We start from the raw sequence: 25,679 nt of genomic DNA on the forward strand, positions 1-25,679 counted from the left end.
CTGTTCGTACCGTATCCGGTACGCCCGGGTAGCTACAGGGTCAGAACGGGAGACCCGGCATGCCGCCCAGGCCCTGCGCCAGCGGTCCCAGCTTCTGCTGCTGGAGCTGCTGCGCGTTCTCGTTCGCGGCCTGGACCGCGGCGACCACGAGGTCGGCGAGCGTCTCGGTGTCCTCCGGGTCCACCGCGCCCGGGTCGATCACGAGCCCGCGGAGCTCTCCGGAACCGGTCACCGTGGCCTTCACCAGGCCGCCGCCCGCCTGTCCCTCGACCTCGGTGTTCGCCAGTTCCTCCTGGGCCACGGCGAGGTCCTGCTGCATCTTCTGGGCCTGCTGGAGGAGCTGCTGCATGTTGGGCTGGCCACCACCGGGAATCACGGTCACTCCTGGCATCTTCGACGACGGATTGTTTCGGTACGCCGAGCCTACGTGCTCCGCGGAAACCATGCCCCACGCACCGGGGACCAACTCTTTCGAGTGAGTTCTCAAATCCGTCTGCCGTGCTCCTATACCTGACCAGAGGCCGTACCCACCCGGGAATCCCGCGATTTCGCCCCCGCGGCCCACCATTCGGCGGTAGGAAGAGCATGCGTATCCGTACCCGTACGCATATCGCAGGTAACGCAGAGTTACACGGATGGGGCTTCGGTCATATGCCGGTCGTCGCCCCGCAGTGACCGAGAGCCGTGCCGATCCGCTTCGATACGCGCCGAACGCAGAGTGCAGAGGAGTGCCCCGGTGAGTCAGCCGGAGATGCAGCCCGACGGGCCGCCCCGCAAGGAGTCCGGCGCGGGTTCCGGTACAGGTACCGGAACCGAGCGGTCCGGTACGCGTGACGGTTCGGGCCCCCGTGACCTGACCGGCCGCGCCTTCCCCCTCGGGGACTGGGGCGAGCCCGCCGAACGGCTCGACGAGCTGTACCGCTGGGTGGAGGCCGGCGCCCTGGAGACAGCCGACTGGTATCTGCGCGACCGTGTCCGCAAACGCCGCACGGCTCGGCTGCTCAGGTTCGGCACGGCGTCGGGGGTGGTCGCCGGGGCGGCGCTCCCCCTGCTCGACCTGACAGGGCAACTGCACGGGTCCGCGGGCTGGGGCTACCTGTCCCTGCTGCTCGGGGCGGCGTGCATGGCCTGCGACCGCTACTTCGGGCTGACCTCCGGGTGGATAAGGAACCTGGCCACCGCCCAGGCCGTGCAGCGGCGGCTGCAGGCGCTCCAGTTCGACTGGTCGTCCGAGTGCGTCAGGGAGGTGCTGGGGCCGACGGAGGGCACCGCGAGCGAGGCGGCGGAGCGGTGCCTGGGGGTGCTCCGCCGGTTCTCGGAGGACATCACCGAGCTCGTCCGGATGGAGACGGCGGACTGGATGGTGGAATTCCGGGCCGGCCCCGCCCCCATGGGCATGCAGTCGCTGCTCTCGGGCGGGCCGGGCGGACGCCCCGAGCCGGGCACCCCGCCCGGACGGCTGACGATGCCCTCGGTGACCAGGCCGAACATGCCGCGCCAGCGGCCACCCGAGCCGCCTCGGTGATGCCGCCGGCCCTCCGGGCCGGTAGGGGCCGTTCTCCGCGCCGCGCCGGCCCGCCCCCGGCGCGGTGCCACGGTGGCTCGACCGACGGGCTCCGCGGCCCTGCCCGTGCCCTGGACTCCGGCCTCCGCCCCGTCAGCTGAAGATGATCATCGACCCCTGGGCGAGACTCCGGGTGGCCGCCACGTGCAGTCCGAGCCAGACGTGACGCTCCTTGGAGAAGGGGCTGTCGTCGTGGGGGGCCGGCGCGGCAGGCTCCTCCAACTCGGTCGGTCCGGAAGGGGGGAGGGGCGTCGGCGGCGGGTTCGTGGGGTCGATGCCGATCGACGGTGCGACGAACTCGAGTTCCCTCAGCAGGCCGTGGGAGGACCCCAGCGGCCCGCCACCCTCCAGGAGCTGGTCGTCGGAGAGCGGGTGCGGGAAGTCCAGAGGGATGTACGCACCGGCGTGGTCGTAGTGCCAGACGAGATGGGACGCCTGCGCGCTCTGCTCGAACATCTCCAGCAACTGCTCGTAGTCCCCGCCGAGTTCGTCCACGGGCGTCACGGCGAGGCCGCTCAGCTGGAGCAGGTAGGCGCGGCGCAGGAAGTGCAGGGCCTCGTAGTCGAAGCCCGCGACCGGGGCGACGTCACCGGTGAGGCCCGGCATGTAGGCGTGTACGGGGACGGGCGGCAGGCCGGCGTCGTTCAGCGCCTTGTCGTAGACGGCGATCTCTTCGGCGAACGGATTGTCGGGGCTGTGGCACAGCACATCGACGAGGGGGACCAGCCACAGGTCACAGGCCACGAAGTCTCGCTCTCCAACGGGTTCGTGCGATGGTCGGGACAGCGTAATGCGGCCCGGGACCCGACGCACAGGGTGCGGACCCGCGGACCGCGCCCCGCACGGACGGGAGGGACGTCCGGCGTACGCGGGCGGGGCCGCGCGGCCGGAGCGTCACGCGTACGGCGCCTCCGGCGGCCACCTCGCGCACGCGGGCGCTCAGCCGGGGCCGGGGCGGCCTCCGGCCTCCAGGCGGTCCGCCCAGTCCAGCCCGTGCGCGTAGTAGGCGTCCAGCACGGCGCGTACCGCCGGACCGTCGGCGGCCGCGATCGCCTCGACCAGGTCCTGGTGACCGCTCCACAGGTCCTCGCGCAGCGCACCGTCCCCGCGCAGGTAGGGGACGGCGAAGGCCCAGGCCTGCATGCGCAGCCGCTGCAGGAAATCGTTGATGTAGGCGTTGCCGATGACCGCGCCGAGCTCTTTCCAGAACCGCAGGTCGTAGCCGATGAGGATGTCGAGGTCGCCGCAGCGCGCCGCCCGTGCGGCCTCCTCGGCGCGGCGGCGCACGGATACGAGCGCGGCATGGTGGGCGCCGAGGACGGTGGGCGCCGATCCGCTCCCGTCGAAGATCACGCGGAAGACCCCGTCGATGACCAGGGCCCGGGCCTCCACCATCGAGCGGTAGTCGGCGACGGCGAACTCACGGACGCGGAAGCCTCGGTGCTGGTCGGACTCGAGGAGACCCTGCGCGGAGAGGTCGAAGAGCGCCTCGCGGACCGGCGTGGCGGAGACACCGTACTGTTCGGCGATCTGCTTGACGGTGAACTCCACCCTCGGTTGCAGACGCCCCGCGAGCACCTCGTCACGCAGTGCGTCGGCGATCTGCTGCCGCAGCGTACTGCGGGTCACACCACCGCTCGCACCCATGACGCCCTCCCGTTCCTGGCTTGGGTCACCTTAAGCCAGGGCGCTGCCCGGTTCCGGGCACGGGGAGGGCGTCCTGTCGGATGGCCCCTACACGGTGTGCTGGTCGGCGACCGCGAGAGCGGCGTCCAGGGCCGCCAGCCCTTCCTTCGCCTCGGCCTCCGTGATGTTGCAGGCGGGGACGACGTGGGTCCGGTTCATGTTGATGAAGGGCCAGAGACCGTTCTTCCTGCAGGCCGCCCCGAAGGCCGCCATGGGGGCGTTGGCCTCGCCGGTCGCGTTGTACGGGACGAGCGGCTCGCGGGTCTCCCTGTCACGGACCAGGTCCAGCGCCCAGAACGCACCGGTCCCCCGGACCTCGCCCACGGACGGGTGGCGCTCGGCGAGGTCGCGGAGCGCGGGGCCGATCACGTGCTCGCCGAGGTGGGCGGCGTGCTCCACGACCCGCTCCTCCTCCATGACCCGGATCGTGGCGACCGCGGCCGCGCAGGCCAGCGGGTGGCCGGAGTACGTGAGTCCGCCCGGGTAGGGCCGGGTCTCGAAGGTCGCGGCGATCTCCGCGTTGATCGCTACGCCCCCCAGCGGGACGTAGCCGGAGTTGACCCCCTTCGCGAAGGTCATCAGGTCCGGCACCACATCGTGGTGTTCGGCGGCGAACCACTTCCCGGTGCGCCCGAACCCGGCCATCACCTCGTCCAGCACGAAGACGATCCCGTACCGGTCGCAGATCTCCCGGACGCCCGCGAGATAGCCGGGCGGCGGCGTCATGATGCCCGCCGTGCCGGGGATCGTCTCCAGGACGACGGCGGCGACGGTCGCCGGCCCCTCGAAGGCGATCGTGTCCTCGAGGTGCTGGAGCGCCCGGGCGCACTCCTCGGCCTCGGTCCGTGCGTAGAAGGGGGAGCGGTAGAGGAACGGCGCCCAGAAGCGCACCACTCCTGCCGCGCCGGTGTCGGACGGCCAGCGCCTGGGATCACCCGTGAGGTTGATCGCGGTGGCCGTGGCGCCGTGGTACGAGCGGTAGGCCGAGAACACCTTCGGACGTCCCGTGTGCAGCCGTGCCATGCGGACGGCGTTCTCCACGGCCTCGGCACCGCCGTTGGTGAAGAAGATCTTGTCCAGGTCACCGGGGGTGCGCTCGGCGATGAGGCGCGCCGCCTCGGAACGCGCCTCGACCGCGAACGCGGGAGCGAAGGTGGCGAGACGCCCCGCCTGCTCCTGGATCGCGGCGACGACTGCAGGGTGCTGGTAGCCGATGTTGGTGAAGACCAGGCCGCTGGTGAAGTCCAGGTAGCGGTTTCCGTCATAGTCCCAGAAGTAGGCCCCCTCGGCGCCGGCGACGGCGAGCGGGTCGATCAGGCCCTGGGCGGACCAGGAGTGGAAGACGTGTGCGCGGTCGGCGGCCTTCACGGCCGCGCCCGCGGCGGGATCGGCGAAGGGGGCGCGGGAGGCATCTGAGCTCATGGCGCGAGCGTATGCGGCTCCATGGCCCCTCCTCCATGGCCACTGTGTACGGCTTGAGCCGCGCGGCTCGGCAGGCTGTCGGGTCTTCCCGCCGGAACCGGATCGCCCATTGACAGCATGCTGCCTTGATGACAGGATGTTGTCATAAGCCTCGTCATCAGCCCTGGATCCGCACTCAGCGACCGGAGGTCACCATGGCCCGCAGGACAGTCCACCTCGCCGTCTACGACACGTTCGCCGACTGGGAGCCCGGTTTCGCCACGTCCCAGCTCACCCAGCACGGCCACACCGTGCGCACGGTCGGCCTCACCACAGCCCCTGTCACCACCATGGGCGGCCTGCGTATCCAGCCGGACCTCGCGCTGGCCGATCTGGATCCCGGTGACAGCGCCCTGCTCCTCCTCACCGGCGCCTCCCTCTGGGACACGGGCGACACCCTCGCCCCGTTCGCCCGCGCGGCGCGGACCTTCCTTGAGGCAGGAGTCCCGGTCGCGGGCATCTGCGGAGCGACCGCGGGGCTGGCGCGCGAGGGGCTGCTCGACGACCGCGCGCACACGAGCGCTGTGCCCTTCTACCTCGACGCCACCGGGTACGCCGGCGGCGGGCACTACGTCGACACCGACGCGGTGACGCATCGGGGCGAGGGTTCGCAGGGGGCCCTCATCACGGCCGGACCGACCGAACCGGTCGCCTTCGCCCGCGAGATCCTCGGACTCCTCGAGGTGTTCGAACCGAAGAGACTCGACGCCTGGTACCGGCTCTTCCACGACTCCGACCAGAGCGCGTACGAGGTGCTTCAAGGATGACGGACGACCTCACCGGTGACACGGATCGTGCGGGGCGGACCCCGCCTGACGACCATGTCGGCCAGCACGACGGCAGGGCGGCAGAGCTCCTGAGCCGCACCGCGCTCGGGGTGTTCCGCCTCAACGGGAGGTTCCTCTCCGTGGCCGAGGAACTGGCGGATCCCGCCGGGCTCACCGCGGCCCGGTGGCAGGTCCTCGGCGCGGTACTGTCCGAGCCTCTGCCGGTTTCGGGGATCGCCCGTGCGATGGGGATCACCCGACAGAGTGTGCAGCGGATCGCCGATCTTCTGGTCGGTCTCAGCCTTGCCGAGTACGTGCCCAATCCGGCTCACCGACGGGCCAAGCTGCTTCGGCCGACCGCTGAGGGCCGTGCGGCTGTGAGCCGCATATCCCCTGCCCACGCGGAGTTCGCGACGAAGCTGGCCGAAGAACTGGGTGAGGAGCAGTTCACGCAGACCGTTCACGTGCTGGAGCGGCTCTCCGCCGCCATGGACAAGCTCACGGCCCCGGCGCCCGTCGGCACGTCACGCACCTCGCCTCCAGGGCCTGTCGGCACGTCACGCACCTCGCCTCCGGAGCCTGTCGGCACGTCACCCTCCCCGGCTCATCCCGCGACGCCTTCGCCCTCACCATCGCCGGAGGCGCCGTCGTCACCGGTGACGACGCCGTCCACACCACCAGCCGTCGGACCGCCGGAACCGCCGGAACCGCTCAAGGAATGAGGGAGTCCGCCGGAGCCTGCCCGCCGCTATTCTCGATCCACGGTCCGACACGGCCGTACGGGGGAGGAAGCGCACCATGGAGAAACTGGGCTCCGGTGATCCGCAACGCATCGGAAGCTACCGCTTGTTGGGACGCCTCGGGTCCGGGGGGATGGGGCAGGTCTTCCTGGCGCGGTCCGACCGGGGCCGCACCGTCGCCCTGAAACTCGTGCGCCCCGAGCTTGCGGCACAGCAGCACTTTCGCGACCGGTTCCGGGCCGAGGTGCAGGCCGCGCGGCGGGTGGGCGGATCCTGGACCGCCCCGGTCCTGGACGCCGGAGTGGATGCCGCAGTGCCGTGGGTGGCCACCGGCTACATCGCCGGCCCGTCCCTGCACACCGTCGTCTCCGGACGGACGAACACTGCGGCACCGGCGCCGGCGCCGGCCGCGTACGGCCCGCTTCCCGAGCGTTCCGTCCGCATCCTGGGCGCGGGGCTGGCGGAAGCCCTCCAGGACATCCAGCGCGCCGGGCTGATTCACCGTGACCTGAAACCGTCCAACGTGCTGATGACGATCGACGGCCCCAGAGTCATCGACTTCGGCATCGCACGCGCGCTGGATCTTGTCTCCGACGGAGGCCTCACGCGCACCGGTTCGATGGTCGGCTCCCCTGGGTTCATGGCACCTGAGCAGGTACGGGGCGACCGCCTGACACCTGCGTGCGATGTGTTCTGTCTGGGCTCGGTGCTGGTCTACGCGGCGACCGGACGGCTTCCTTTCGGTACTGCGGAAGGCGGGGCCCATGCCCTGATGTTCCGCATCGCGGAGGGAGCCCCGGACCTCACCGGTGTCCCCGTCGGCCTGGCGGAGTTGATCGAGGAGTGTCTCGCCAAGGATCCGGCTGCCCGGCCTTCGGCGGACACGCTCCTGGAGGAGTGGCACGACCCGGACGTGTCCGAGCCGTGGCTGCCGGGAGTGCTGATCGCCCAACTCGGCAGGCATGCTGTGGAGCTGCTCGACTACGAAGACCCTTCCGACGAGGTCTCCGAAGTGCCCATGGGGGATGGCGGGACCGTCGCGGACCATGACCGCCGAGCCCCGTCCGAACCGCCACCTGCCGCCTCCCCTCACCCGTCCGCGTCCCGCACGGCCACGCCTCACCCGTCCACCTCCCGCACGGCCACGCCTCACCCGTCCACGCCTGCCGACTCATCGGCTCCCGAGTCCACACCCCCTGTGCCCGCACAGACCGTGGCTGGGTCGGTAGCCGCACCTTCCGCGTCCGCCACCGAATCCGTGTCCGCACCCGGATCCACACCCGCACCCGCACCCGCACCCGCCGTACCCATACCCATACCCGCATCCGCACATCGCGGCGTCGAGCCCGTGCCCGCATCCACGCGCGCCATTCCGACGGCACTTCCTGCGCCGCATGATCGGACAGCGCGAGCCCCATGGCCCGCAGGGCCCCACGGGCATCCGCAGCCCTTGGGCAGCACCCACAGCATGAGCACGGCGGCCCCCTGTCCGCCTGGCACACAGGAGCCGGAACGCCCGGCCCCGCCCGGAGAGGGTGACCGTCGTGGGCGAGCGGGCTCCGTGCTGGTGCTGGCCATGGTGGCTCTGCTTGTCGCGCTAGGTACCGGCTGGGGGGTCTACGGCCTCCTGAGCGGCGGGCACGACGACACCACGGGATCGCACACCGGTGAGGCATCCCCGTCGGAAGTCGGGTCCTCCGGGGATTCCGGCGGTTCAGGAAAAGGGTCCTCCGGCGGCGTCATACCCTCAGGCTTCCTGGGGTCCTGGACCGGGACGGTGCAGGGTGACGGAGGTGCTTCCGCCCGCCGGCTCAGTCTGTCCCAGGGCTCGGTGGGAGATCCGGTACTCACGCTGACCGCCGAGGGTCCGCTCGCCGGAGGCGGATCGTACCGCTGTGTCTTCCGGGCCTCCCTGGCGAACGAGCCGTCCTCGGCGGGCCCTGTCCGGATCGGCCCGTCACGGGTCGTGGAGGGCGAACCGATGTCCTCGTGCACCCCGGGGGAAGCCACGGTTCTGGCTCTGCTGCCCGATGGCACCCTGCGCCGGGAGATCACGTCCACCGGCCAGAGCCTCACGTACGAGAAGTCCGGCCAGGACGCGGCCGGACGATGAAGGTGCTCACCTCTCAAGGCCACCGGCAGCGACTCCCGGAGAGTCTGACCGAGCTCCTGGATCGAGTGCAGCGGTGGTGCCCATGAACGATTCCGACTGGGAGGACGACAGCGGGTACCACGACGCACTCCGACGCGCCGGTCGAGCAACGCGCCTCGGCTGGGGGGTCGTTGCCGGCACGGTCGGAGCCTTGGGCTGCGCGCTGACCGTCCTGGCCGCGCTCTGCGTCGTCGCAGTCGTGTCCGGCGTGTACGTGGTGATGGTCATGCATTCCTAGGCAAGGAGGGAAGGGCCAGGGAAGAGCCGTGGATCAGGCCGCTGCCACATCCGTCGCCCGGAAGGCGAGCCAGAGGTCGTACCGCGCGCTCGGCGTCCGGAGGAGCGACCGGCGCAGCAAGGCCTCCAGCCGGGTGAGCCGCTTTCGGGCGCCGGGTACGGAGATGCCCAGCTCGGCTGCTGTCAGGCTGAGTTGGGCCTCACAGCGCAGCCACGTCCGCAGGGTCTCCTCACCCGTGGGGCCGGCCTCGGCGATGAGGCGCAGCTGTTGTGCGGCCCAGTCCTGGACGCCGGGGGCCCTCAGCACCGTGTCCAGTTCCTCGACGTCGCGGCCTGCCGCCGGTGTGCCGGGAGCGGACCGGTTGAGCGAGGGGGTGGCCCGGATGCGGAGGGCAAGGTCGACGACCGCCTGGTCCTCGACGCGTTGGAGATCCAGGTCGAGGAGTTCCCCGACGAACTTCAGACGGGCCGCGAGGGTGTTGCGGTGGATCTTCAGGTGCTGGGTGGCGTGCGAGGCGAACGCCAGCCAGGATGCGACGGTCGCCGACAGCTCCTGGCTGTTCGGGTCCTGCGAACGGCGCGGGAGATGGCTGAGGAGCGGCGCCAGGAGCGCGTCGGCCCATCGTGCCCCGGCAGCACCGACGACCAGTGCGGGCTCGACGGCAGCCCCGAACCGGGCGTGGCGCCCGGGGAGTCCACGCGCGACGGCGAGCGCGTGGAACGCCTGCTGGTACGCCGTCGCCGTGTCCGGCAACCGCACCTCCTCGCTGACCCCCACGACGCAGTCGTCCACGAGCCCCGTCACCGCAGAACCGAGTGTGCGTCCGCTCTCCGGGACCCGCTCCTCGGGCTCTTCGTCCACCGGCGCGATCAGGATCAGATGGCGCGCGTAGACAGGGCAGCGCACGATCCAGGTCCGGCCGCCCGAGGCTTCGGCGCAGATGCGGGCCACCTCGTCCCGCCGGCCCCCGGAGCACTCGACGACACAGACGCGGACCGGGTCGGGCAGCCTGGGCCTCAGCGCGCCCGCCACCTGATGGGCGATGGAGAGCTGGCCCGTCATGAGCAGATGCAGTACCGCCTCGCGGCCGCGTGACTCCGCCAGGTCCACGCGGCGCCGCTTGCGTTCGACGCTCTCCGCAGCCCATGAAAGCCCCAGGGGCATCACGGCGTCGGCCAGCAGCGTCGGCAGCCCCTTCGGCATGGGGCCGGGTGCGACCACGGCCACAACAGGCCCGCGCTCCCCGGTCACCCCGACAGCGGGGGTACCGGTGTGCGGGATCCCGTCGGGGGAGGCGTCTTCCTCAGCGATGCCGAAGAAGGAAGTGCCGTCGTGCGGGGTTTCGTTGTGGGAGGTGTGGACGCGAGTTGCGCCGGTGCGGGCGTCGGTTTCCCGGGCGGACGGGTTCTGGTAGGCCGGATTCTGGTGAGTCGCGTTCCGGTAGGCCGGGTTCCGGTGAGTCAGGTTTCGGTCGAGGGGGAAGAGCAGTAGCGCACGGCCTTCGGCATCGAGGGCGTACGAGCCCGCTCCACGCGCAGTCAGTTCCTTTGCGGCCCGGGACGCGAGGTCCACAGCCTCGTGGGCCGGCATGCGGAGGTTCCCCGAGACGGCCTGGAGTACCGTCCCGTCGGTGTCGAGGATCCCCGCCCAGCCGTCCGCTCTTCGGGCCAGGCTGCGGAGTAGTTCGGGGGTTCCGCCTGTCCGGGCCAGCCGGTACATCAGCAGTACGTCGTCGGCCCTTTCACGGACGCCCACGTCCTCACCTCCCCGAAACCGGAGTGCAGAGTACCGGTCCGGTTGTGCTCTTTGATACCCGTCGGGAGTCACACGGTGCGAATTGATTCTCCCCTCGGACCGCGGACTCCACCTAGAGTCCACAGGGTGTTCCGGGACGTCCGGGGGACGTCGGGGGACGTCGGGACGTTTCGGATCCGGGGACCGGAGGACGTCGCGAACGTCCGGAAGGTGCACATCCCGGGGTCGGAAAGGCGTCACGTGTCAGCCTTGCGGCGTCCCGCGGGGAGCCTGAGGACATCGGGGATGTCCGGACGGCACGACGGCAGCGGCTCACGGGGGTGGTCGCTGTCGTCGCCCGCCGTCACCGCCCACGGAAGCCGCCGACGTCGAGTGGCCCAGGCCCCACCACGCCGACACCCGAACCGCGGCCGAACCGCGGCCCGAGCACCGCCACAGCGCCACACCGCCACACCGCCACACCGCCACAGCACCATGGGCCCGACAGGGCCACCTCAACCTGGCAGGACCACCTCACCCCGGTAGGGCCACCTCAACCTGACAGGACAGCCTCACCCCGGCAGGACCGCCTCCTCCCCCACGGCCGCCAGCAGCCAGATCGGCCATTCCGGGTCAGCCTGCCCCACGGCGAGTCCGATCCATCGCGCCCCTCCAGGCAGGTGCCAGACCTGCATGCTGCCCGCCAGGTTGCAGAGCTGTGCCATGGGCTCGGGCACTACGGCACCGCTCTCCTCGTCCTGCTCCAGCCAGGGCCAGAGGTCCACGGTCCTCGGTTCCCCCCACCGTCCGCTCAACTCGGTGGCCAGGAAGCTGAAGCCGTCCTCGATCTCCTGCTCGGCCGGCTCCACGGTCTCCGGCGAACGGCCGTCCCAGTAGTCCGGGCCGGCGCGCAGGATCAGCAGGTGGTGGCCGGGGCCGCTGCTGCGCCCGTCGTCGTCCTCGCTCCCCTCCTCCCCTGCCGGGAAGGGCAGGTCCAGGAGGTCGTCGACCCGGGCGAGAAGGGCCGCGTGCGTGTGGTCCGGTGCGCTACTGCCGTCCGTGCTCATGACACCAGATCCTGCCAACGGCCGGCACCGGGACACGAAGCGGGGGCGCCCCCGGCCCAAGGCCGGACGCGCCCCCGCTTCCCGTGACCGGGCAGGGTCAGCAGCTCAGGTTCGAGCCGGGGGTGGTGCCGAGGATCTGGACGAACGCCTGGTACTTGTCGATTCGGCTCTGCACCTGGGCGGGGTTCCCGCCGTTGCACTCCAGGCTGCCGTTGATGGAACGGATGGTCTCGCCGAAGCCGGACCCGTTGACCATCGCGTTGTGCGGCGTCATGGTGCCGGGGCCGGACTGGGTGTTCCAGTACCAGAGGCCGGTCTTCCAGGCCACGGCGGCGTCCTGCTCGACGAGGTAGGGGTTGCCGAGCAGGTCGATGCCGAGGGCGTCGCCGGCGGCCTTGTAGTTGAAGTTCCAGCTGAGCTGGATGGGGCCGCGGCCGTAGTAGGCGGCCTGACCGGCCGGGCAGCCGTAGGGCTGGCCGGCGTCGCAGTAGTGCGGGTAGTTGGCCTCGTTGATCTCCTTGATGTACACCAGCCCTCCGGTCTCGTGGCTGACGTTGGCGAGGAAGGCGGCGGCCTCCTGCTTCTTCACCGTGTCACTGCCGGTGCCGGCGAAGCCCGGGTAGGCGCTGAGGGCCGCGGTGAGACCGCTGTAGGTGTAGAAGGAGTTCCTGTTCGGGAACATCTGGTTGAACTGCGCCTCGCTGACGACGAAGCCCGAGGGATCCGGATCCGGGTCGGTCTCACCGCCGCTTCCGCAGGCACCCTGATCGGCCCAGACGTCGGCGGACCCGGGCCGCTCGTTCTGCGTCCACCACTTCGCGGACCAGTTGTGACCGTTGTACGAGACGAACCCGCCGCCGACGTAGACGGAGGAGGCGCTCCACGCGGGTGCGCACGCGGCTGCCGATGCGGTGGTGGGGAGGAGGACGAACGTCGCGATGACCGCGCCCAGCGCGGCAATCAGGCTCATGACACGTTTGAACACGTGATCACTCCTTCGGCGCGGCGCTCGCGCCGAGCGTGCGCCGCCATGGGGGGTACGGCCACCCAAGCGCTGATGGTCTGGACCTGTCAAGGTCTAGACCAGAACTCGAACTCCACCCCCTGCCCCAACTGGGCTTCACAACTGCCCTGTTGAACGAAGGACGAACTTCACCGGAAGGAAACCGCCACCCGCCCCACCACACGACTCCCCGCCCTACGGTGTCCGGCACACGGCCGGCACACGACCGGCGCCCGGGCAGCGCGGCGCGGCAGCCGCACAGGCATCACAGGCACGCAGGCATCACGGGCACGCAGGGATCACGGGCACGCGGACAAGCGGGCGACACGGGCAAGCGGGCGACACGGGCACGCGGGCGCAGGGGGAGCACGAGGCACATGGAGTGGGTCAGCGCGGAGAACGTCATCGCGGTCCTCACCGCCCTTCTGGGCGTGGCGACCTCGGCCGGCGTGCTCTGGTACGAACGCCGCGTCCCGCGCCGCAAACGCATCGGCTACCGCGTGCAGATGGACACACCGATAGGCAGCGAGGTCAGCCAGGGCAGGGCCAACGTCCGGCTCGGTCTCTTCAACGAGACCCCTGACATGGCCGACGCCACCCTCGTCCTGCTGCGCATCGAGAACGACGGATCACAGTCGATCGGCTACGAGGACTACACCGGCCGCGGCGAGTTGAACGGCCTGACCGTCGAGTTCACCGGGCGGTCGGTCCGCGGCATCGCCGTGACCCACTCGTCCGACGCCGACCATCTGACCGACCACTTCACCCCGTCGGCAGGGCTGCGTCACGACGGCTCGGTCATCCGGCTGCCGCGCGTCCCGCTCAACCGCAACGAACACTTCAAACTCCTGGTCCTGCTCACCGGATCCCACGTCGGCGGGCCGATCAGGATCACCGGAGGCATCCGGGACGGAGTGGTCGCACGGAACAAGGCGGCCCGCCCCGACGAGAAGCCCCCGCTGTTCGGCCCGGCGTCGAGGATCATCACCGTGGCCCTCACCTGCTGCGTCGTCGCGCTCGCCGGCATCATCGTCGTGCGGGACGACTCCCCTCCTCCGATGGACTGCGCCGAGGGCACCCTGACGATCACCGGGTCGACCGCCTTCAAGCCGGTCGTGGAGGAGCTCAGGCGGAAGTACGAGCAGGAGTGCGAGGGCGCCACGATCCGCCTGGACATCCACGGCAGCAACGCCGGTGTACGGAAGCTCGACGGAGAGGGCGCCAAGTCCTCCGGCTCCCCGTCCATGATCGCGCTGTCCGACGGCCCCCGGCCGGCAGCGCTGACCGCGTTGCACGGCAAGGAGGTGGCGATCTCACTCTTCTCACTCGTCGTCAACGACACCGTGCCGGTGAAGGACCTCTCCCTGGACCAGATCAGGAAGATCTACCGCGGCGAGATCCGGAACTGGAACCAGCTCATTCCGGGCGGCCCCGACATGGATGTCCGACTGGTCAGCCGGGACGCCAATTCCGGCACACGGGAGGTCTTCCAGCGCCGTGTCCTGGACGCCAACGAGCCTGCGGCATCCTCTCGCGACTGCACCACGAAGGACTACGCCGACGCCCCGGTCCTGCGCTGTGAACTCGACGGAACCGACCAGGTCCTGACGGAGGTCGCCAGGCTGGAGGGGGCGATCGGTTACACCGAGCTGCGCGGCGGAGCCGTGCCGGACGGCGCACACCGGACCGCGATCGACGGCACCTTCCCGTCCGTCGACGCCATCGGCACCAGCGACTACCCGTACCGGGAGATCGAATACGCCTACACCTACGGTTCTCCGCCCGCCGACTCCCTGGTGGCCGGCTTCCTGAACTACCTGGACAACTACGGCGAGGAGATCATGCGCGCCAACGGCCACCTGCCGTGCGCGACTCCGAAGGGGACGCGGCTGTGCGGCGCGGACGACCCCCTACCCGGGTAGGGGCCCTGAACAGCACCTCGGTATCTCGCTCGCTGACGTGGCCCGGTCGTAGCGTCCACGCCCATGGACACCTCGTGGAAGCGCTCCCCCCTGGCCACACCCACCGCCCCTTCCACCGCGGCGCGGCACATCGCCCTGCGCGCCCTGGCCGCCGTCGCCCTGCTGCCCCGGGGCGCGGCCGCACTCGTGATGGCCGCCGCGGGCCGCGGGGGTTTCGCCCGCGCTCTCCTGGGCGCGGGACCGGCGGCCGGTTCCGGGACTCCGCGGCCCGGCGGGACACGGACGGCCGCCCATGCCGGGGCGACGGCGCTGCTGGGTGTGCTGTCCCTGCTCCTCACCGGGGTGCTGCTGACGGGGGTGGCCCGCGGGCCGTTCTACGGGCTCGTGGAGCACGGGCCCTACGAACACTCGTGGGGCGGTCCCGGCAGGACGGGTGCGTGGGTGGCCCACTTCGCCGTGTCCGTCCCCGTCGTGCTCGCGGCGATGGCGGCGCTGTACGGGGTGGCCGGCCTCCAGTGCCGGCTGACGGCGCCCCTGCGCGGAGAGCGCAGGGGTCGCTGGGTCGTGCCGGCGGTGCTGGTCTGCTGCGCCGCCGGGGCGCTGTTCGCGGTCGCCTTCTCCCGGCAACTGCCCTGACCGGGGCCGTCACCGGTCCACCGGCCGACCGCCGTGTCCCCACTGCCGACGAAGACGGCGGCGGCCGGACCCCCGATGTGAGGGTCCGGCCGCCGCCGTGGTCGTCCCAGGCCCCGGAGGCCCAGGCCCACCACAGGCCCGACAGGGCTCCGGGCCTGTAGGGCTCCGGGCCTGTAGGCGCCCACAGGGCTCCGGACCCTGAAGCGCCTACAGGCCCCTACAGGCCCTACCGGCCTACAGGAACGAGTTGATCTCGATGGTCTCGGTACGGCCGGGGCCGACGCCGATCGCGGAGATCGGGGCGCCCGACATCTCCTCGAGCGCCTTCACGTACGCCTGCGCGTTCTTCGGCAGGTCGGAGAAGGTCTTCGCCTTGGTGATGTCCTCGGACCAGCCCGGCAGCGTCTCGTAGATCGGCTTCGCGTGGTGGAAGTCGGTCTGGCTGTAGGGGAGTTCCTCGACGCGCTTGCCGTCGATCTCGTACGCCACGCACACCGGGATCCGCTCCCAGCCGGTCAGCACGTCCAGCTTGGTGAGGAAGAAGTCGGTGAGGCCGTTGACCCGGGTCGCATAGCGCGCGATCGGGGCGTCGAACCAGCCGCAGCGACGGTCACGGCCGGTGGTCACACCGCGTTCGCCGCCGATGCGGCGCAGCGCCTCGCCGTCCTCGTCGAGGAGCTCCGTCGGGAACGGGCCGGCGCCGACACGGGTGGTGTAGGCCTTGAGGATGCCGATGACCCGGCTGATCTTCGTCGGGCCCACCCCGGCCCCGGTGCAGGCGCCGCCCGCGGTCGGGTTCGAGGAGGTGACGAAGGGGTACGTGCCGTGGTCGACGTCGAGCAGGGTGCCCTGGCCGCCCTCGAAGAGGACGACCTTGCCTTCGTCGATGGCGTCGTTCAGGATCAGCGTCGTGTCCGCGACGTACGGCTTGATCTGCTCCGCGTACTGGAGCATCTCCTCGACGATCTTCCCGGACTCGATCGCGCGCCGGTTGAAGACCTTGGCCAGGAGCTGGTTCTTCTGCTCCAGCGCCGCCTCGACCTTCTGCTCCAGGATCGACTCGTCGTAGAGGTCCTGGACGCGGATGCCGACACGGTTGATCTTGTCGGCGTAGGTCGGGCCGATACCGCGCCCGGTCGTGCCGATCTTCCGCTTGCCGAGGAAGCGTTCCGTCACCTTGTCGACGGTGACGTTGTACGGAGTGATCAGATGAGCGTTGCCGCTGATCAGGAGCTTGGACGTGTCGACGCCTCGCTCGTTCAGACCGCTCAGCTCGGAGAGCAGGACCGCCGGGTCGACGACGACACCGTTACCGATGACCGGGGTACACCCCGGCGAAAGGATTCCGGAGGGGAGGAGATGCAGTGCGTACTTCTGGTCGCCTACGACGACCGTGTGACCGGCGTTGTTGCCGCCCTGGTAGCGCACCACATAGTCAACGGATCCACCGAGCAGGTCGGTGGCCTTCCCCTTGCCCTCGTCACCCCACTGAGCACCGAGCAGCACAAGTGCGGGCACAGGCGTACACCCCTTCCGGGCGGGGCATGTCCAAGGTCAGGGGGCGTACGTAAAGGTCGTACCTGCCGCACGACGATGTACGGCAAAGCCTGAGCCGTCGAACCGGGTGCCCCGGAATAGACGAAGCCCCTGGCGCAATAGCGCAAGGGGCTCTTGCACCAAGATGCTACCCGAGGAAGGACCGAGGTGTCGGCTGCAGAGCCCCCCGGCGACGGCGACCACCAGCTACTCGTGCTGATCGACCCCCTGGCGCGCCGCTACGACGGCGAGTCCGTGCGCATCGCGAAGGACGTGCTGAGCGCGGGCGCGCACGCCAAGATCTGCCTTCCGGACAGCCCGGACGAGTTCGCCAGGGCCTTGTCCCGGCGGGGTTCCAGGAGGCCCGTCGTCGTCGGCGACGACCATGCGCTGCTGCGCGCGGTGTCCCAGCTGCACCGGGAACGCGAGCTCTCGGACAGCACGCTCGCCCTGATCCCGGTCGGCGCGGCACACACCCTGGAGGTCGCCCACGGACTCGGCGTGCCCAGGGGCGCGGTCGCGGCCGCGCGCACGGCCCTCGACGGGACCGCGCGCCGGCTGGATCTGCTCGTGGACGACAGCGACGGCGTGGTCCTCGGAAAGCTCCGCATACCGGCGGCCGGCCCCGCCGCGGGCCGGCACCAGACGGTCTGGGACACCTGCCGGACCCTCGTGACCTCATGGGTCCGCCCCGTTCCGGCCCCGCCCGCCGGTGCCGCACACACCCACCGGTTGCGGATCGAGGCGGACGGGGTGCTGCTGAACGACCTGGACCGGCCCCTCGAGGACGTCTCCGTGGCCGCCCAGGGCGACGGCGGCCTGGCAGCCGTGGTGATCCGCACGGCGGGCGGGGAGACCCGTGCCGCGGAGGCCAAGGCCGTCACCGTGGCCGGACCGGACTTCCGCTACCGCGCGGACATACAGATCTCCGGCCCGGTCAGGACGCGCACCTGGACGGTACGGGCGGACGCCTGGGGCCTGATCCTGCCCACCACGGCGGCCTGAGGCCGCCCCGGGCGGAGCGGGCCGTGCCCCACCAGGACGCCTGAACCCACTCGGGCGTGAACCGCCAGGGCGCCCGAACCGCCCGGGCGCCGCGCAGCATCCACCCGGACCTGCCGTCACCCGTACCGGCCGTCACCCGGACCGGCCGTCACCCGGACTTCGTGCGGCTCTCGCGCCACCGGTCCAGGACACCCACCAGTTCCGCCTGGAGGAAGGCGAAGAACTCCGCCGTCTCCATGAGCCGCGCACCGGCCGGGGTGTCCTCGCCCAGGGAGCGCGCGCCGTCCTTCAGGGTGCGCTCCCAGCGGGTCAGCACCTGGTCACGGCTGGCGAAGGTCGCGTACCAGAGCTCGTGGTGCAGGCGGTACCGGTCGCGGCGTGAGCCGGGGTCGCGCTCCCTGCCGACCATGCTGACCTGGGTGAGGTAGCTGACCGCGCCGGAGACCGCGGCGGGGCTGATCCGGAGCTGACGGCCGAGTTCCGCGGAGGTCATGGACCCGTCGTCGGCGGCGAGGAGCGCGGCGAAGACGCGTGAGGCCATCCGCTGCATCCCGGCCTCGGTCATCTCCGCCGCGAAACGCTCGACGAACCGCGACACCGCGTCCTCGTCCCTGCCGGCGACGGGACCGGAATCCTCCTCGGCGGCGATGACGGGCTCCCGCTCCGCTTCGGCGCCCCCGTCCGCCCTTCCGCCGCCCCCGGTCTCGCCGGTCATGGGCTCCGCCGCCTTCCCCGCTCCGATCATCACCCGACTTTATACGGTTCCTTAACTTCACAACTTTGTGAAACCAGCGTACGTTCCAGGACATGACGACGGCAATCAGCGTCTCCGGCCTGCACAAGTCGTTCGGGCGGACACGTGCGCTGGACGGCCTCGACCTCGGCGTCGAGACGGGCGAGGTGCACGGTTTCCTCGGGCCCAACGGTGCCGGGAAGTCCACCACCGTCAGGATCCTGCTGGGCCTGCTCCGCCCCGATTCGGGTACCGCCCGGCTGCTGGGGAAGGACCCCTGGCAGGACTCCGTGGAACTGCACCGGCGCCTGGCGTACGTCCCCGGCGACGTCGAGTTGTGGCCGGGACTCACCGGCGGCGAGGCGATCGACCTGCTGGCACGCCTGCGGGGTGGGACCGACCGGCGCCGGCGGGACGAGCTGACCGAGCGCTTCGATCTCGACCCCACGAAGAAGGGCCGGGCCTACTCGAAGGGCAACCGGCAGAAGGTGGCCATCGTCGCCGCCCTCAGCTCCGACGCCGAACTCCTGCTGCTGGACGAGCCGACCGCCGGGCTCGACCCCCTGATGGAGGTGGTCTTCCAGGACGTCGTCCTGGAGGCGAAGGCAGCCGGCCGCACGGTGCTGCTGTCCAGCCACATCCTGGGGCAGGTCGAGAAGCTGGCCGACCGGGTGAGCATCATCCGGCAGGGCCGGACCGTGCAGTCCGGGTCGCTGAGCGAGCTGCGGCATCTGACGCGTACGACGATCGAGGCCGAGACGGCCAGGCCACCGGTGGGGCTGGAGTCGATTCCGGGGGTGCACGACCTGGAGGTCTCCCGGGACGGCAGCGGCAGGGTGCGGTTCGCCGTGGACGGCGGCCATCTCGACGCGGCGGTCGGCAGGCTCGCCGAGAGCGGTGTGCGCGGCCTGGTCAGCCACCCGCCGACCCTGGAGGAGCTCATGCTCCGGCACTACGGCGACGAACTCGCCGCCAACGGCCACGGCCGGGCGGGGAACCCCCGGTGAGCGCCGCCGCCACCGCCGGGGCCCCGGCGACCACCCGGTCACCCGCGGGCTCCGGTGCCCTCGCCGGGACCCGGACCCTCGTCGCGTTCGCCCTGCGCAGGGACCGCGTCCGGCTGCCCGTGTGGGTCCTCGCCCTGTGGGCGGGCACGCTGGCCACGGCGGACAAGTACACGACGCTGTACGCAGGTCCGGAGGCCCGCGCCTCCCTCGTCGGCACCATGGGCAGCCCCGCCGGACTCGCGATGACCGGCCCCCGGCACTATCTGGACGACTACACCTTCGGCGCGATGCTCGGCCACCAGATGCTCGGCTTCCTGGCCGTCCTGGTCGGCCTGATGAACGTCCTGGTCATCACCCGTCACACCCGTGACGAGGAGGAGACCCGTCGCGCCGAGCTGGTCCGCTCCACCGCCGTCGGACGTCACGCGCAGCTCGCCGCCGCGCTTTCGCTCGCGCTGATCGCCGACCTGGCTCTCGCCGTCCTGCTCGCCGTGGGACTCGGGTCCATGGACCTGGCCCCGGGCGGCGTGGAGGGCCCCGTGCTGTACGGGGTCGCGCACGCGGCCGTCGGTCTCGCCTTCGCCGGTGTCGCGGCGATCACCACCCAGCTCACCGCGCACACCCGGGGCGCCACCGGCACCGCGCTGGCGGTCGTCGGGCTCGCCTACGCCCTCCGGGCGGCCGGGGACGCGGGCGGCGAGGGCAGCGTCTCGTGGCTGTCCCCGATCGGCTGGGTCCAGCGCACCTACCCGTACGTGGACGACCGCTGGTGGCCGCTGCTGCTCTGCGGCGGGTTCGCCGCCCTCTGCGCCGGCACCGGCTTCCTCCTGTCCACCCGGCGGGACGTGGGAGCGGGCCTCCGCGCGGCCGGGCCCGGACGTCCGGCGGCGTCCCGCGCGCTGCTCGGACCACTGGGTTTCGAACTCCGGCTGCACCGTGCCGTGCTGGCGGGATTCGCCGCCGGGCTGTTCGTCATGGGTGCCATGTACGGGTCGGTCCTCGGCCAGGCGGAGGACATGCTGGGCGGCATCGACCAGGTCCAGGAGGCGCTCCGCAGGATCGGCGGCGCGAGCGTGGCCGAGTCCTTCGCCTCGATGATCATGGTGGTCCTCGCCGTGGCGGCCTCGGTGTTCGTGGTCATGGCGGCCCTGCGGCCGCGCGCCGAGGAGAACGCCGGCCGCGCCGAGGCGCTCCTGGCGACCGGGCTGTCCCGCGGCAGGTGGGCCGGCGGGCATCTGGTGGTCGCGCTCGCGGGCGGCACGGTGCTGCTGCTCGCCGGCGGGCTCGGCATCGGCGTACTGGGTGCCCTCTCGGCCGGCGACGCCGGGCTCGTCCTGACCCTGACGGGCGCGGCCCTGGCCTACGCCCCGGCCCTGTGGGTCACGGCCGGGGTGGCCGCGGTCCTCTTCGGCTGGGCTCCCAGGGCCGCTCAGGCGGCGTGGGCGGTCCCGGTGTACTCGTTCGTCACCGGCTACCTGGGGCAGCTTCTGCGGTTCCCGGACTGGGCGAACGGCCTGTCCCCCTTCGGCCACGTGCCCAGGCTTCCGGCGCAGTCCATGGACTGGACGCCCATGGCCGCCCTCACCCTGGTCGCCGCCGTCCTGATCCTGCTCGGCCTGGAAGGCTTCCGCAGGCGTGACCTGCTGACCAAGTAGGCGCGGGGAACCGGTCACCGGCGCCATGCGTCGTGATCACACATGGAGCAAAGGGATGTGACGGGATACGGCGGGTGCGCGGCGGCGCTGTCAGGGGTGGTCACCGCCCTGTACGTCTGGGGGTCGTCCAGGAGGACGCGGGTCCACGCGGGCGCCGGCTTCGAGGGGCAGGGCAGGGACCTCTCCGCGCTCTTCACCGACCTGCCCCTCGTCCTCCTCGCGGGGCTCCTGATCCCCACGGCGGCATGGCTGCTGACCCTGCGTCTGCTGTCCCGGCCAGGGGCCCCACCGGTACGGGTCGCCCTCGCGGCCGTCTGCACGGCCGGAGTGCTCGTCATGTCCGCGTGGGCCCTGCACAGCTGGGCGAACCCGCACGACCCGGATCACATCCGCCTGTCCGGTCCCGCCGCCTCAGATCTCGGCCTCTAGCCGGGCGAGCCCTCTCATCACGTAGCCCGGCTTCCACTCCGGTTCGGCCACCAGCCGCATCCGGGGCGCCCTGCGCAGCAGTTCACCGAAGGAAGCCGCCAGTTCGACCCGTGCCAGCGGGGCCCCCAGGCAGTAGTGGATGCCCGCCCCGAACGAGATGTGCGGGTTGTCCTGCCGGGAGAGGTCCAGCGTGTCCGGGTCGCTGAAGCGCTCCGGATCCCGGTTGGCCGACGCGAGGAGGAGGGCGACCTGTGCCCCGCGCGGGATGAGGGTGCCGCCGATCTCGACGTCGTCCAGGACCCAGCGGGTGAACATGGGCGCCGGGGTGTCGTAGTGCAGCAGTTCTTCGAGAGCCGTGGGGAGCAGGGCGTGGTCGGCCCGGAGCGCTTCCAGCTGTCCGGGGTGCTCGAAGAGCACCCGCCAGCCGTTGACGGTGGCGTTGACGGTCGCCTCGTGGCCGGCGTTGAGCAGCAGCACGCAGGTGGAGACGATCTCCTGTTCGCTGAGCCGGTCCTCGTCGTCGTGCGCGGCGATGAGCCCGGAGATCAGGTCCGTCCCCGGGGCGGTGCGCCGGTCGGCGATGAGTTCCCGCAGATACGCGGAGAACTCGGCCGATGCCTGTACCGCCGCGCGTGCCGTCTCCTCGGGCGGATTCAGCTCGAACATCGCGCAGATGGCGGCCGACCACGGCCTCAGCAGGCCCCGGTCGGCCTGCGGGATCCCGAGCATCTCGGCGATCACGGCCACCGGCAGCGGCTCGGCGACCGCGCCGAGGAGGTCGCCGCCGCCCGCCGCGACGAAGTCGTCGACGAGGCCGGCGGCCAGCCGCTCCACGGTCGGCGCGAGCGTCTCGACCCTGCGGGGGGTGAACGCCTTGGCGACCAGCCGCCGGATCCGGGTGTGGTCGGGTGCCTCCAGGTCGAGGATCCCGTGGCCGTTGAGGGTGTGGAACGGCTCGTGCTCGGCGGGCGGGGCGGCCACACCGAACTCCTCGTGGCCGAAGCGGTGCAGATAGGTCCGTCCCAGCCGTCGGTCGCGCAGCAGCCCGGACACGTCGGAGTGGTGGGGGACGAGCCACTGCCGTGTCGGCTCGAAGTAGTGCGCCCTGCCGGTGGCCCGCAGCGCGGCGTAGGCGGGGTACGGGTCGGCGACGAACGCCGGGGACCAGGGATCGAAGGACACGTGCATGGACCGACGCTACGGCCTCGCACGCCTCCCGTACGCGCAGACGCCGCACGCGTCCCGCGGCCCCCCGCACGCGGACGCCGCACCCAGCCGCCCCCGACGCACGCGGACGCCGCACCGCGCCCCGCGCCCGGGCACGCGCGGCCGCTTGCCCGCGCCCCGGGCGCTATCCGGGCGTCACCAGCCGTGCCTCGTAGGCGAAGACGGCCGCCTGGGTCCGGTCGCGCAGCCCGAGCTTGACCAGGATCCGGCTGACGTGTGTCTTGATCGTCGACTCGGCCACCACCAGGTGCGCGGCGATCTCCAGGTTGGACAGCCCCTGCGCGATCAGCACCAGCACCTCCGTCTCCCGTTCGGTGAGGTCGCCGATCCGCGCCATGGCGGGCGGCCTCGGCGCCTCGGCGAGTTTCGAGAACTCGGTGATCAGTCGCCGGGTGACCGTCGGCGCGAGCAGCGCCTCGCCGGACGCGACGACCCGTACCCCCTCGGCGAGCTGCCGGGCCGAGGCGTCCTTCAGCAGGAAGCCCGAGGCGCCGGCCCGCAGGGCCTGGTACACGTACTCGTCGAGGTCGAAGGTGGTCAGGACGAGGACCTTCGCGTCCGCGTCGGCGGCGACGATCTCCCGGGTCGCCTCGATGCCGTTGAGGTCCGGCATCCGGATGTCCATCAGCACGACGTCCGGCCGCAGGGCCGCTGCCTGCGTGACGGCCTGGCGTCCGTCGACGGCCTCGCCGACGACCTCGATCCCGGGCATGGCGTTGAGCAGCACGGTGAAGCCCTCGCGGACCATGATCTGGTCGTCGACGATCAGCACCCGTACGGGCGGTGCGCTCACGCGTCCTCACCTCCGTCGTGCCTTGCGGGCACCGGCAGGAACACGGCGATCTCGTATCCGCCGTCCTCGGTCTCCCCGGCGGTCATCTCCCCGTTCAGCATCGCGACCCGCTCCCGCATCCCGGTGATCCCGTGTCCGGCGCCCGGCGACGGCTTGACCAGCCCCTTCGCCGGCCCGTTGACCACCCGGAGCCCCAGACCGCCCAGGACGTAACCGATCTCCACCCGCGCCGCGGCACCAGGCGCGTGCCGGAGGGTGTTGCTCAGCGCCTCCTGCACGATCCGGTAGGCCGACAGCTCGATGCCCTGCGGCAGTTCCCGTACGGCCCCGGTGACGGTCTTCTCCGTCTCCAGGCCGGTCTCCCGGACGTTGGACAGAAGCCGGTCGAGGTCGGCCAGGGTGGGCTGCGGGGCGTCCGGGACCTCGTAGTCGTCGGCGCGTACGACGCCGAGCACGCGGCGCAGTTCGGTGAGCGCGGCCACCGCGTTCTCCCGGATGGTGGCGAAGGCCTGCTCCAGCTCGGGCGGCGGGTTCTCCACCCGGTACGGGGCGGCCTCGGCCTGGATGGCGACGACGGACATGTGGTGGGCGACGACGTCGTGCAGTTCGCGGGCGATGGTGGTGCGCTCCTCCAGGAGGGTGCGCCGGTCACGCTCGACGGCCGTCACCGTGCGCTGCACCGTCACCTCCTGCTCGGCGTCACGCCGCACCCGCACCATGGCGACGAGCAGCAGGGCGAACGCGGAGGCCACGGCCATGGGCATGATGTCGGAGTATCCGGGGCCGATCTCGCTGAGGAAGCTGCCCACGACCACGGTGACCACCCACATCCAGGCCGCGGCCCGCGGCCTGGTCCGCGCGGCGACCACGACCAGCACACCCAGGTGGCAGACGAACGCGCTCGGCCCCCACGGCCAGTCACCGCCGCCCAGGAGCGCCACCACCGGGGTGCTCGCGATCGAGCCCCAGAACGCCAGCACGGGGCGGACCAGCGTCATCAGCAGCGCGGCGACGGGCAGCAGGGCGGCAACGAGGCCGAAGAACTGCCCGTTCTGCTGGATGACCCCCTCGAGCAGGGCGATCCCCGCGACCGCCGCCACCACCGCGTGCGGGAACCAGACCGCCCACCGCCGTATCCCCTCCGGCAGCCGGCGCATCACCGGCCCCCCGGTACCGAGCGGGCCGAGCGGCCGGTAGGCGAACACGTCGTGGAAGAGGTCCTGCCTCAGGCCGCCTATCGCGTCGGCGGCCAGCCGGAACTCCGGGCTACTGGTCCTGGTGTCGGTCACACCCACACGGTAGGGGCGGGCCGGGACCCCGGGCGTCCGCAGTGGTGAGGATCCTGAGGCGTCCGTCGCAAGTACTACCAGGCCAGCTGGGCGATCTCCTCGGCCACCACCGCGCAGGCGTCCGCGGCGGGGTCGATCAGCGGGAAGTGCCCGACGCCGTCCAGCAGGGTCAGCCCCACCAGCTCGCCGGCCTTGGCGGCCGCGTCCACGAAGGCGTCCGGGACGGCCGGAGGCACGGTGGTGTCCTCCACCCCCTGGACCACCGTCGTCGCGATGCCCGTCGGCAGCAGCCGGGCCGGATCGGTGTGTGCGCTCCGCTCCTCGAAGTCGACTCCTGTACCCAGGAGTTGGTGCAGGGCGCCGCCGCACACGTCCAGCTTCACCGCGCTCGCGAAATCGGCGACCGGCGCGAGGGCGACCACCCCGCGCAGCGGCGGCGACGCGGGCAGCCGCCAGGGCGAGCCCTCGGGGAGCACGTGCCGGGCGGCGGCCCACAGGGCCAGCTGCCCTCCCGCCGAGTGCCCGGTGAGGACGGTCCTGCGCACGTCCGCCTGGGGCAGCTCCCGTGCGGCGAGGGCCGGCAGGGCGTCCATCGCGGCGGCGACGTCGTCGAAGGTGTCGGGCCACCGGCCCGCCACGGGCGCCGAGCCCTCCTGCCGCGGGGAGCCGTCGCCGCGCCGGTACTCGACGCTCGCCACCGCGAAGCCGCGCCGCGCGAGGAAGCCGGCGAACGGGGAGACGTGGAGCCGGTCGTAGGGTGCCCGCCACGCCCCGCCGTGCAGTACGACGACGAGGGGCGCCCCGTCCCGGCCGTCTCGCGGCGCGTAGAAGTCGATCATCTGGTCGGGGTGGCTGCCGTAGGCCGCGGACCGGTCGGGGGCGACGGCTGGATGGGCGAAGGCCGACTCTTCCTCGACGACGTCCTGTGCACGCCCGGCAGATTCCGACATGGATGCTCCAACCGCCCTACGCCTGTGCCCGACTGGACTGACCTGCGGGGACGGTACCAGGAGGGCGGTGTGCCGCCGCACGGGC

General features: G+C 71.7%; 23 protein-coding genes and 1 pseudogene. 11 read left to right on the forward strand and 13 right to left on the reverse strand.

Annotated features, from left to right (window positions below; all coding sequences use genetic code 11):
* Nucleotides 1–40: 40 nt before the first annotated feature.
* Nucleotides 41–376 (reverse strand): YbaB/EbfC family nucleoid-associated protein, encoded by a 336-nt coding sequence (locus ACFXOA_RS20475; protein ID WP_385030289.1) that lies wholly within the window; start codon nt 374–376, stop codon nt 41–43.
* Nucleotides 377–736: 360 nt separating this feature from the next.
* On the opposite strand from ACFXOA_RS20475, the gene ACFXOA_RS20480 reads away from it, so the two are divergent.
* Nucleotides 737–1,525, forward strand: a complete 789-nt coding sequence (locus ACFXOA_RS20480) for an SLATT domain-containing protein (protein ID WP_385030172.1) — start codon at nt 737–739, stop codon at nt 1,523–1,525.
* Between the two features lie 132 nt (nt 1,526–1,657).
* On the opposite strand, the gene ACFXOA_RS20485 is transcribed toward ACFXOA_RS20480, so the two are convergent.
* The 3 genes from ACFXOA_RS20485 to ACFXOA_RS20495 form a co-directional block, all read right to left on the reverse strand.
* Complete coding sequence (locus ACFXOA_RS20485; protein WP_385030175.1) at nt 1,658–2,308, reverse strand: hypothetical protein; 651 nt, start codon at nt 2,306–2,308, stop codon at nt 1,658–1,660.
* Nucleotides 2,309–2,503: 195 nt separating this feature from the next.
* Entirely contained in the window at nt 2,504–3,211 is a 708-nt protein-coding gene (locus tag ACFXOA_RS20490; protein ID WP_385030178.1) for a GntR family transcriptional regulator, read from the reverse strand.
* An 87-nt stretch (nt 3,212–3,298) separates the two neighbouring features.
* On the reverse strand, nt 3,299–4,672 hold the full coding sequence (locus tag ACFXOA_RS20495; RefSeq protein WP_385030181.1) for an aspartate aminotransferase family protein: 1,374 nt from the start codon (nt 4,670–4,672) through the stop codon (nt 3,299–3,301).
* Nucleotides 4,673–4,866: 194 nt separating this feature from the next.
* On the opposite strand from ACFXOA_RS20495, the gene ACFXOA_RS20500 reads away from it, so the two are divergent.
* The 4 genes and pseudogenes from ACFXOA_RS20500 to ACFXOA_RS20515 all read left to right on the forward strand — a co-directional run bounded on the left by ACFXOA_RS20500 (nt 4,867) and on the right by ACFXOA_RS20515 (nt 8,608).
* Entirely contained in the window at nt 4,867–5,478 is a 612-nt protein-coding gene (locus tag ACFXOA_RS20500) for a DJ-1/PfpI family protein (protein WP_385030184.1), read from the forward strand.
* Nucleotides 5,475–5,990 (forward strand): annotated as a pseudogene (locus ACFXOA_RS20505) (MarR family winged helix-turn-helix transcriptional regulator); the annotation flags it as partial. The gene ACFXOA_RS20500 and the pseudogene ACFXOA_RS20505, both read left to right, overlap by 4 nt.
* A 286-nt stretch (nt 5,991–6,276) precedes the next feature.
* The gene (locus ACFXOA_RS20510; protein ID WP_385030187.1) at nt 6,277–8,331 is read left to right on the forward strand and encodes a protein kinase; all 2,055 of its coding nucleotides are present in this window, start codon (nt 6,277–6,279) and stop codon (nt 8,329–8,331) included.
* A gap of 82 nt (nt 8,332–8,413) precedes the next feature.
* Complete coding sequence (locus ACFXOA_RS20515; protein ID WP_385030191.1) at nt 8,414–8,608, forward strand: hypothetical protein; 195 nt, start codon at nt 8,414–8,416, stop codon at nt 8,606–8,608.
* Nucleotides 8,609–8,641: 33 nt separating this feature from the next.
* Here the strand turns inward: ACFXOA_RS20515 and ACFXOA_RS20520 are convergent, their stop codons facing one another.
* The 3 genes from ACFXOA_RS20520 to ACFXOA_RS20530 all read right to left on the reverse strand — a co-directional run bounded on the left by ACFXOA_RS20520 (nt 8,642) and on the right by ACFXOA_RS20530 (nt 12,394).
* On the reverse strand, nt 8,642–10,363 hold the full coding sequence (locus ACFXOA_RS20520) for a helix-turn-helix domain-containing protein (RefSeq protein ID WP_385030194.1): 1,722 nt from the start codon (nt 10,361–10,363) through the stop codon (nt 8,642–8,644).
* A 551-nt stretch (nt 10,364–10,914) separates the two neighbouring features.
* Complete coding sequence (locus ACFXOA_RS20525) at nt 10,915–11,409, reverse strand: hypothetical protein (RefSeq protein ID WP_385030197.1); 495 nt, start codon at nt 11,407–11,409, stop codon at nt 10,915–10,917.
* A 97-nt stretch (nt 11,410–11,506) separates the two neighbouring features.
* Nucleotides 11,507–12,394: a glycoside hydrolase family 19 protein gene (locus tag ACFXOA_RS20530; protein ID WP_385030200.1), complete on the reverse strand. Its 888-nt coding sequence runs from the start codon at nt 12,392–12,394 to the stop codon at nt 11,507–11,509.
* A gap of 395 nt (nt 12,395–12,789) precedes the next feature.
* Here ACFXOA_RS20530 and ACFXOA_RS20535 point away from each other — a divergent pair, with 395 nt between their 5' ends.
* Together ACFXOA_RS20535 and ACFXOA_RS20540 are read left to right on the forward strand one after the other, a co-directional pair.
* Entirely contained in the window at nt 12,790–14,334 is a 1,545-nt protein-coding gene (locus ACFXOA_RS20535; RefSeq protein WP_385030203.1) for a substrate-binding domain-containing protein, read from the forward strand.
* Between the two features lie 63 nt (nt 14,335–14,397).
* Nucleotides 14,398–14,970, forward strand: a complete 573-nt coding sequence (locus ACFXOA_RS20540) for an NUDIX hydrolase (protein ID WP_385030206.1) — start codon at nt 14,398–14,400, stop codon at nt 14,968–14,970.
* Nucleotides 14,971–15,204: 234 nt separating this feature from the next.
* On the opposite strand, the gene ACFXOA_RS20545 is transcribed toward ACFXOA_RS20540, so the two are convergent.
* A complete protein-coding gene (locus tag ACFXOA_RS20545) occupies nt 15,205–16,488 on the reverse strand; it encodes an adenylosuccinate synthase (protein WP_385030209.1) in 1,284 nt (427 codons plus the stop codon).
* Between the two features lie 186 nt (nt 16,489–16,674).
* Between ACFXOA_RS20545 and ACFXOA_RS20550 the strand changes: the two genes are divergently transcribed.
* Nucleotides 16,675–17,511, forward strand: a complete 837-nt coding sequence (locus ACFXOA_RS20550; RefSeq protein WP_385030212.1) for a diacylglycerol kinase — start codon at nt 16,675–16,677, stop codon at nt 17,509–17,511.
* Nucleotides 17,512–17,659: 148 nt separating this feature from the next.
* Here the strand turns inward: ACFXOA_RS20550 and ACFXOA_RS20555 are convergent, their stop codons facing one another.
* Nucleotides 17,660–18,226, reverse strand: coding sequence for a GbsR/MarR family transcriptional regulator (locus ACFXOA_RS20555; protein ID WP_385030292.1), 567 nt, complete (start codon nt 18,224–18,226; stop codon nt 17,660–17,662).
* 92 nt (nt 18,227–18,318) lie between these two features.
* Here ACFXOA_RS20555 and ACFXOA_RS20560 point away from each other — a divergent pair, with 92 nt between their 5' ends.
* The 3 genes from ACFXOA_RS20560 to ACFXOA_RS20570 are packed head-to-tail and all read left to right on the forward strand — an operon-like array spanning nt 18,319 to nt 21,335.
* Nucleotides 18,319–19,251, forward strand: a complete 933-nt coding sequence (locus ACFXOA_RS20560) for an ABC transporter ATP-binding protein (RefSeq protein WP_385030214.1) — start codon at nt 18,319–18,321, stop codon at nt 19,249–19,251.
* Complete coding sequence (locus ACFXOA_RS20565; protein WP_385030217.1) at nt 19,248–20,906, forward strand: ABC transporter permease; 1,659 nt, start codon at nt 19,248–19,250, stop codon at nt 20,904–20,906. The genes ACFXOA_RS20560 and ACFXOA_RS20565 overlap by 4 nt, the downstream gene beginning before the upstream one ends.
* 42 nt (nt 20,907–20,948) lie before the next feature.
* Nucleotides 20,949–21,335, forward strand: coding sequence for a hypothetical protein (locus tag ACFXOA_RS20570; RefSeq protein WP_385030220.1), 387 nt, complete (start codon nt 20,949–20,951; stop codon nt 21,333–21,335).
* Here the strand turns inward: ACFXOA_RS20570 and ACFXOA_RS20575 are convergent.
* The 4 genes from ACFXOA_RS20575 to ACFXOA_RS20590 form a co-directional block, all read right to left on the reverse strand.
* Nucleotides 21,318–22,523 (reverse strand): cytochrome P450, encoded by a 1,206-nt coding sequence (locus tag ACFXOA_RS20575; RefSeq protein WP_385030223.1) that lies wholly within the window; start codon nt 22,521–22,523, stop codon nt 21,318–21,320. The genes ACFXOA_RS20570 and ACFXOA_RS20575 overlap by 18 nt on opposite strands.
* A gap of 163 nt (nt 22,524–22,686) precedes the next feature.
* Complete coding sequence (locus ACFXOA_RS20580; protein WP_385030226.1) at nt 22,687–23,355, reverse strand: response regulator; 669 nt, start codon at nt 23,353–23,355, stop codon at nt 22,687–22,689.
* A complete protein-coding gene (locus ACFXOA_RS20585; protein WP_385030229.1) occupies nt 23,352–24,644 on the reverse strand; it encodes a sensor histidine kinase in 1,293 nt (430 codons plus the stop codon). Before ACFXOA_RS20585 ends, ACFXOA_RS20580 begins: the two co-directional genes overlap by 4 nt.
* Before the next feature lie 74 nt (nt 24,645–24,718).
* On the reverse strand, nt 24,719–25,594 hold the full coding sequence (locus ACFXOA_RS20590; protein ID WP_385030232.1) for an alpha/beta hydrolase family protein: 876 nt from the start codon (nt 25,592–25,594) through the stop codon (nt 24,719–24,721).
* Between the last annotated feature and the right edge of the window lie 85 nt (nt 25,595–25,679).

The sequence above is a fragment of the Streptomyces sp. NPDC059166 genome (assembly GCF_042755185.1).
Classification (GTDB): Bacteria; Actinomycetota; Actinomycetes; order Streptomycetales; family Streptomycetaceae; genus Streptomyces.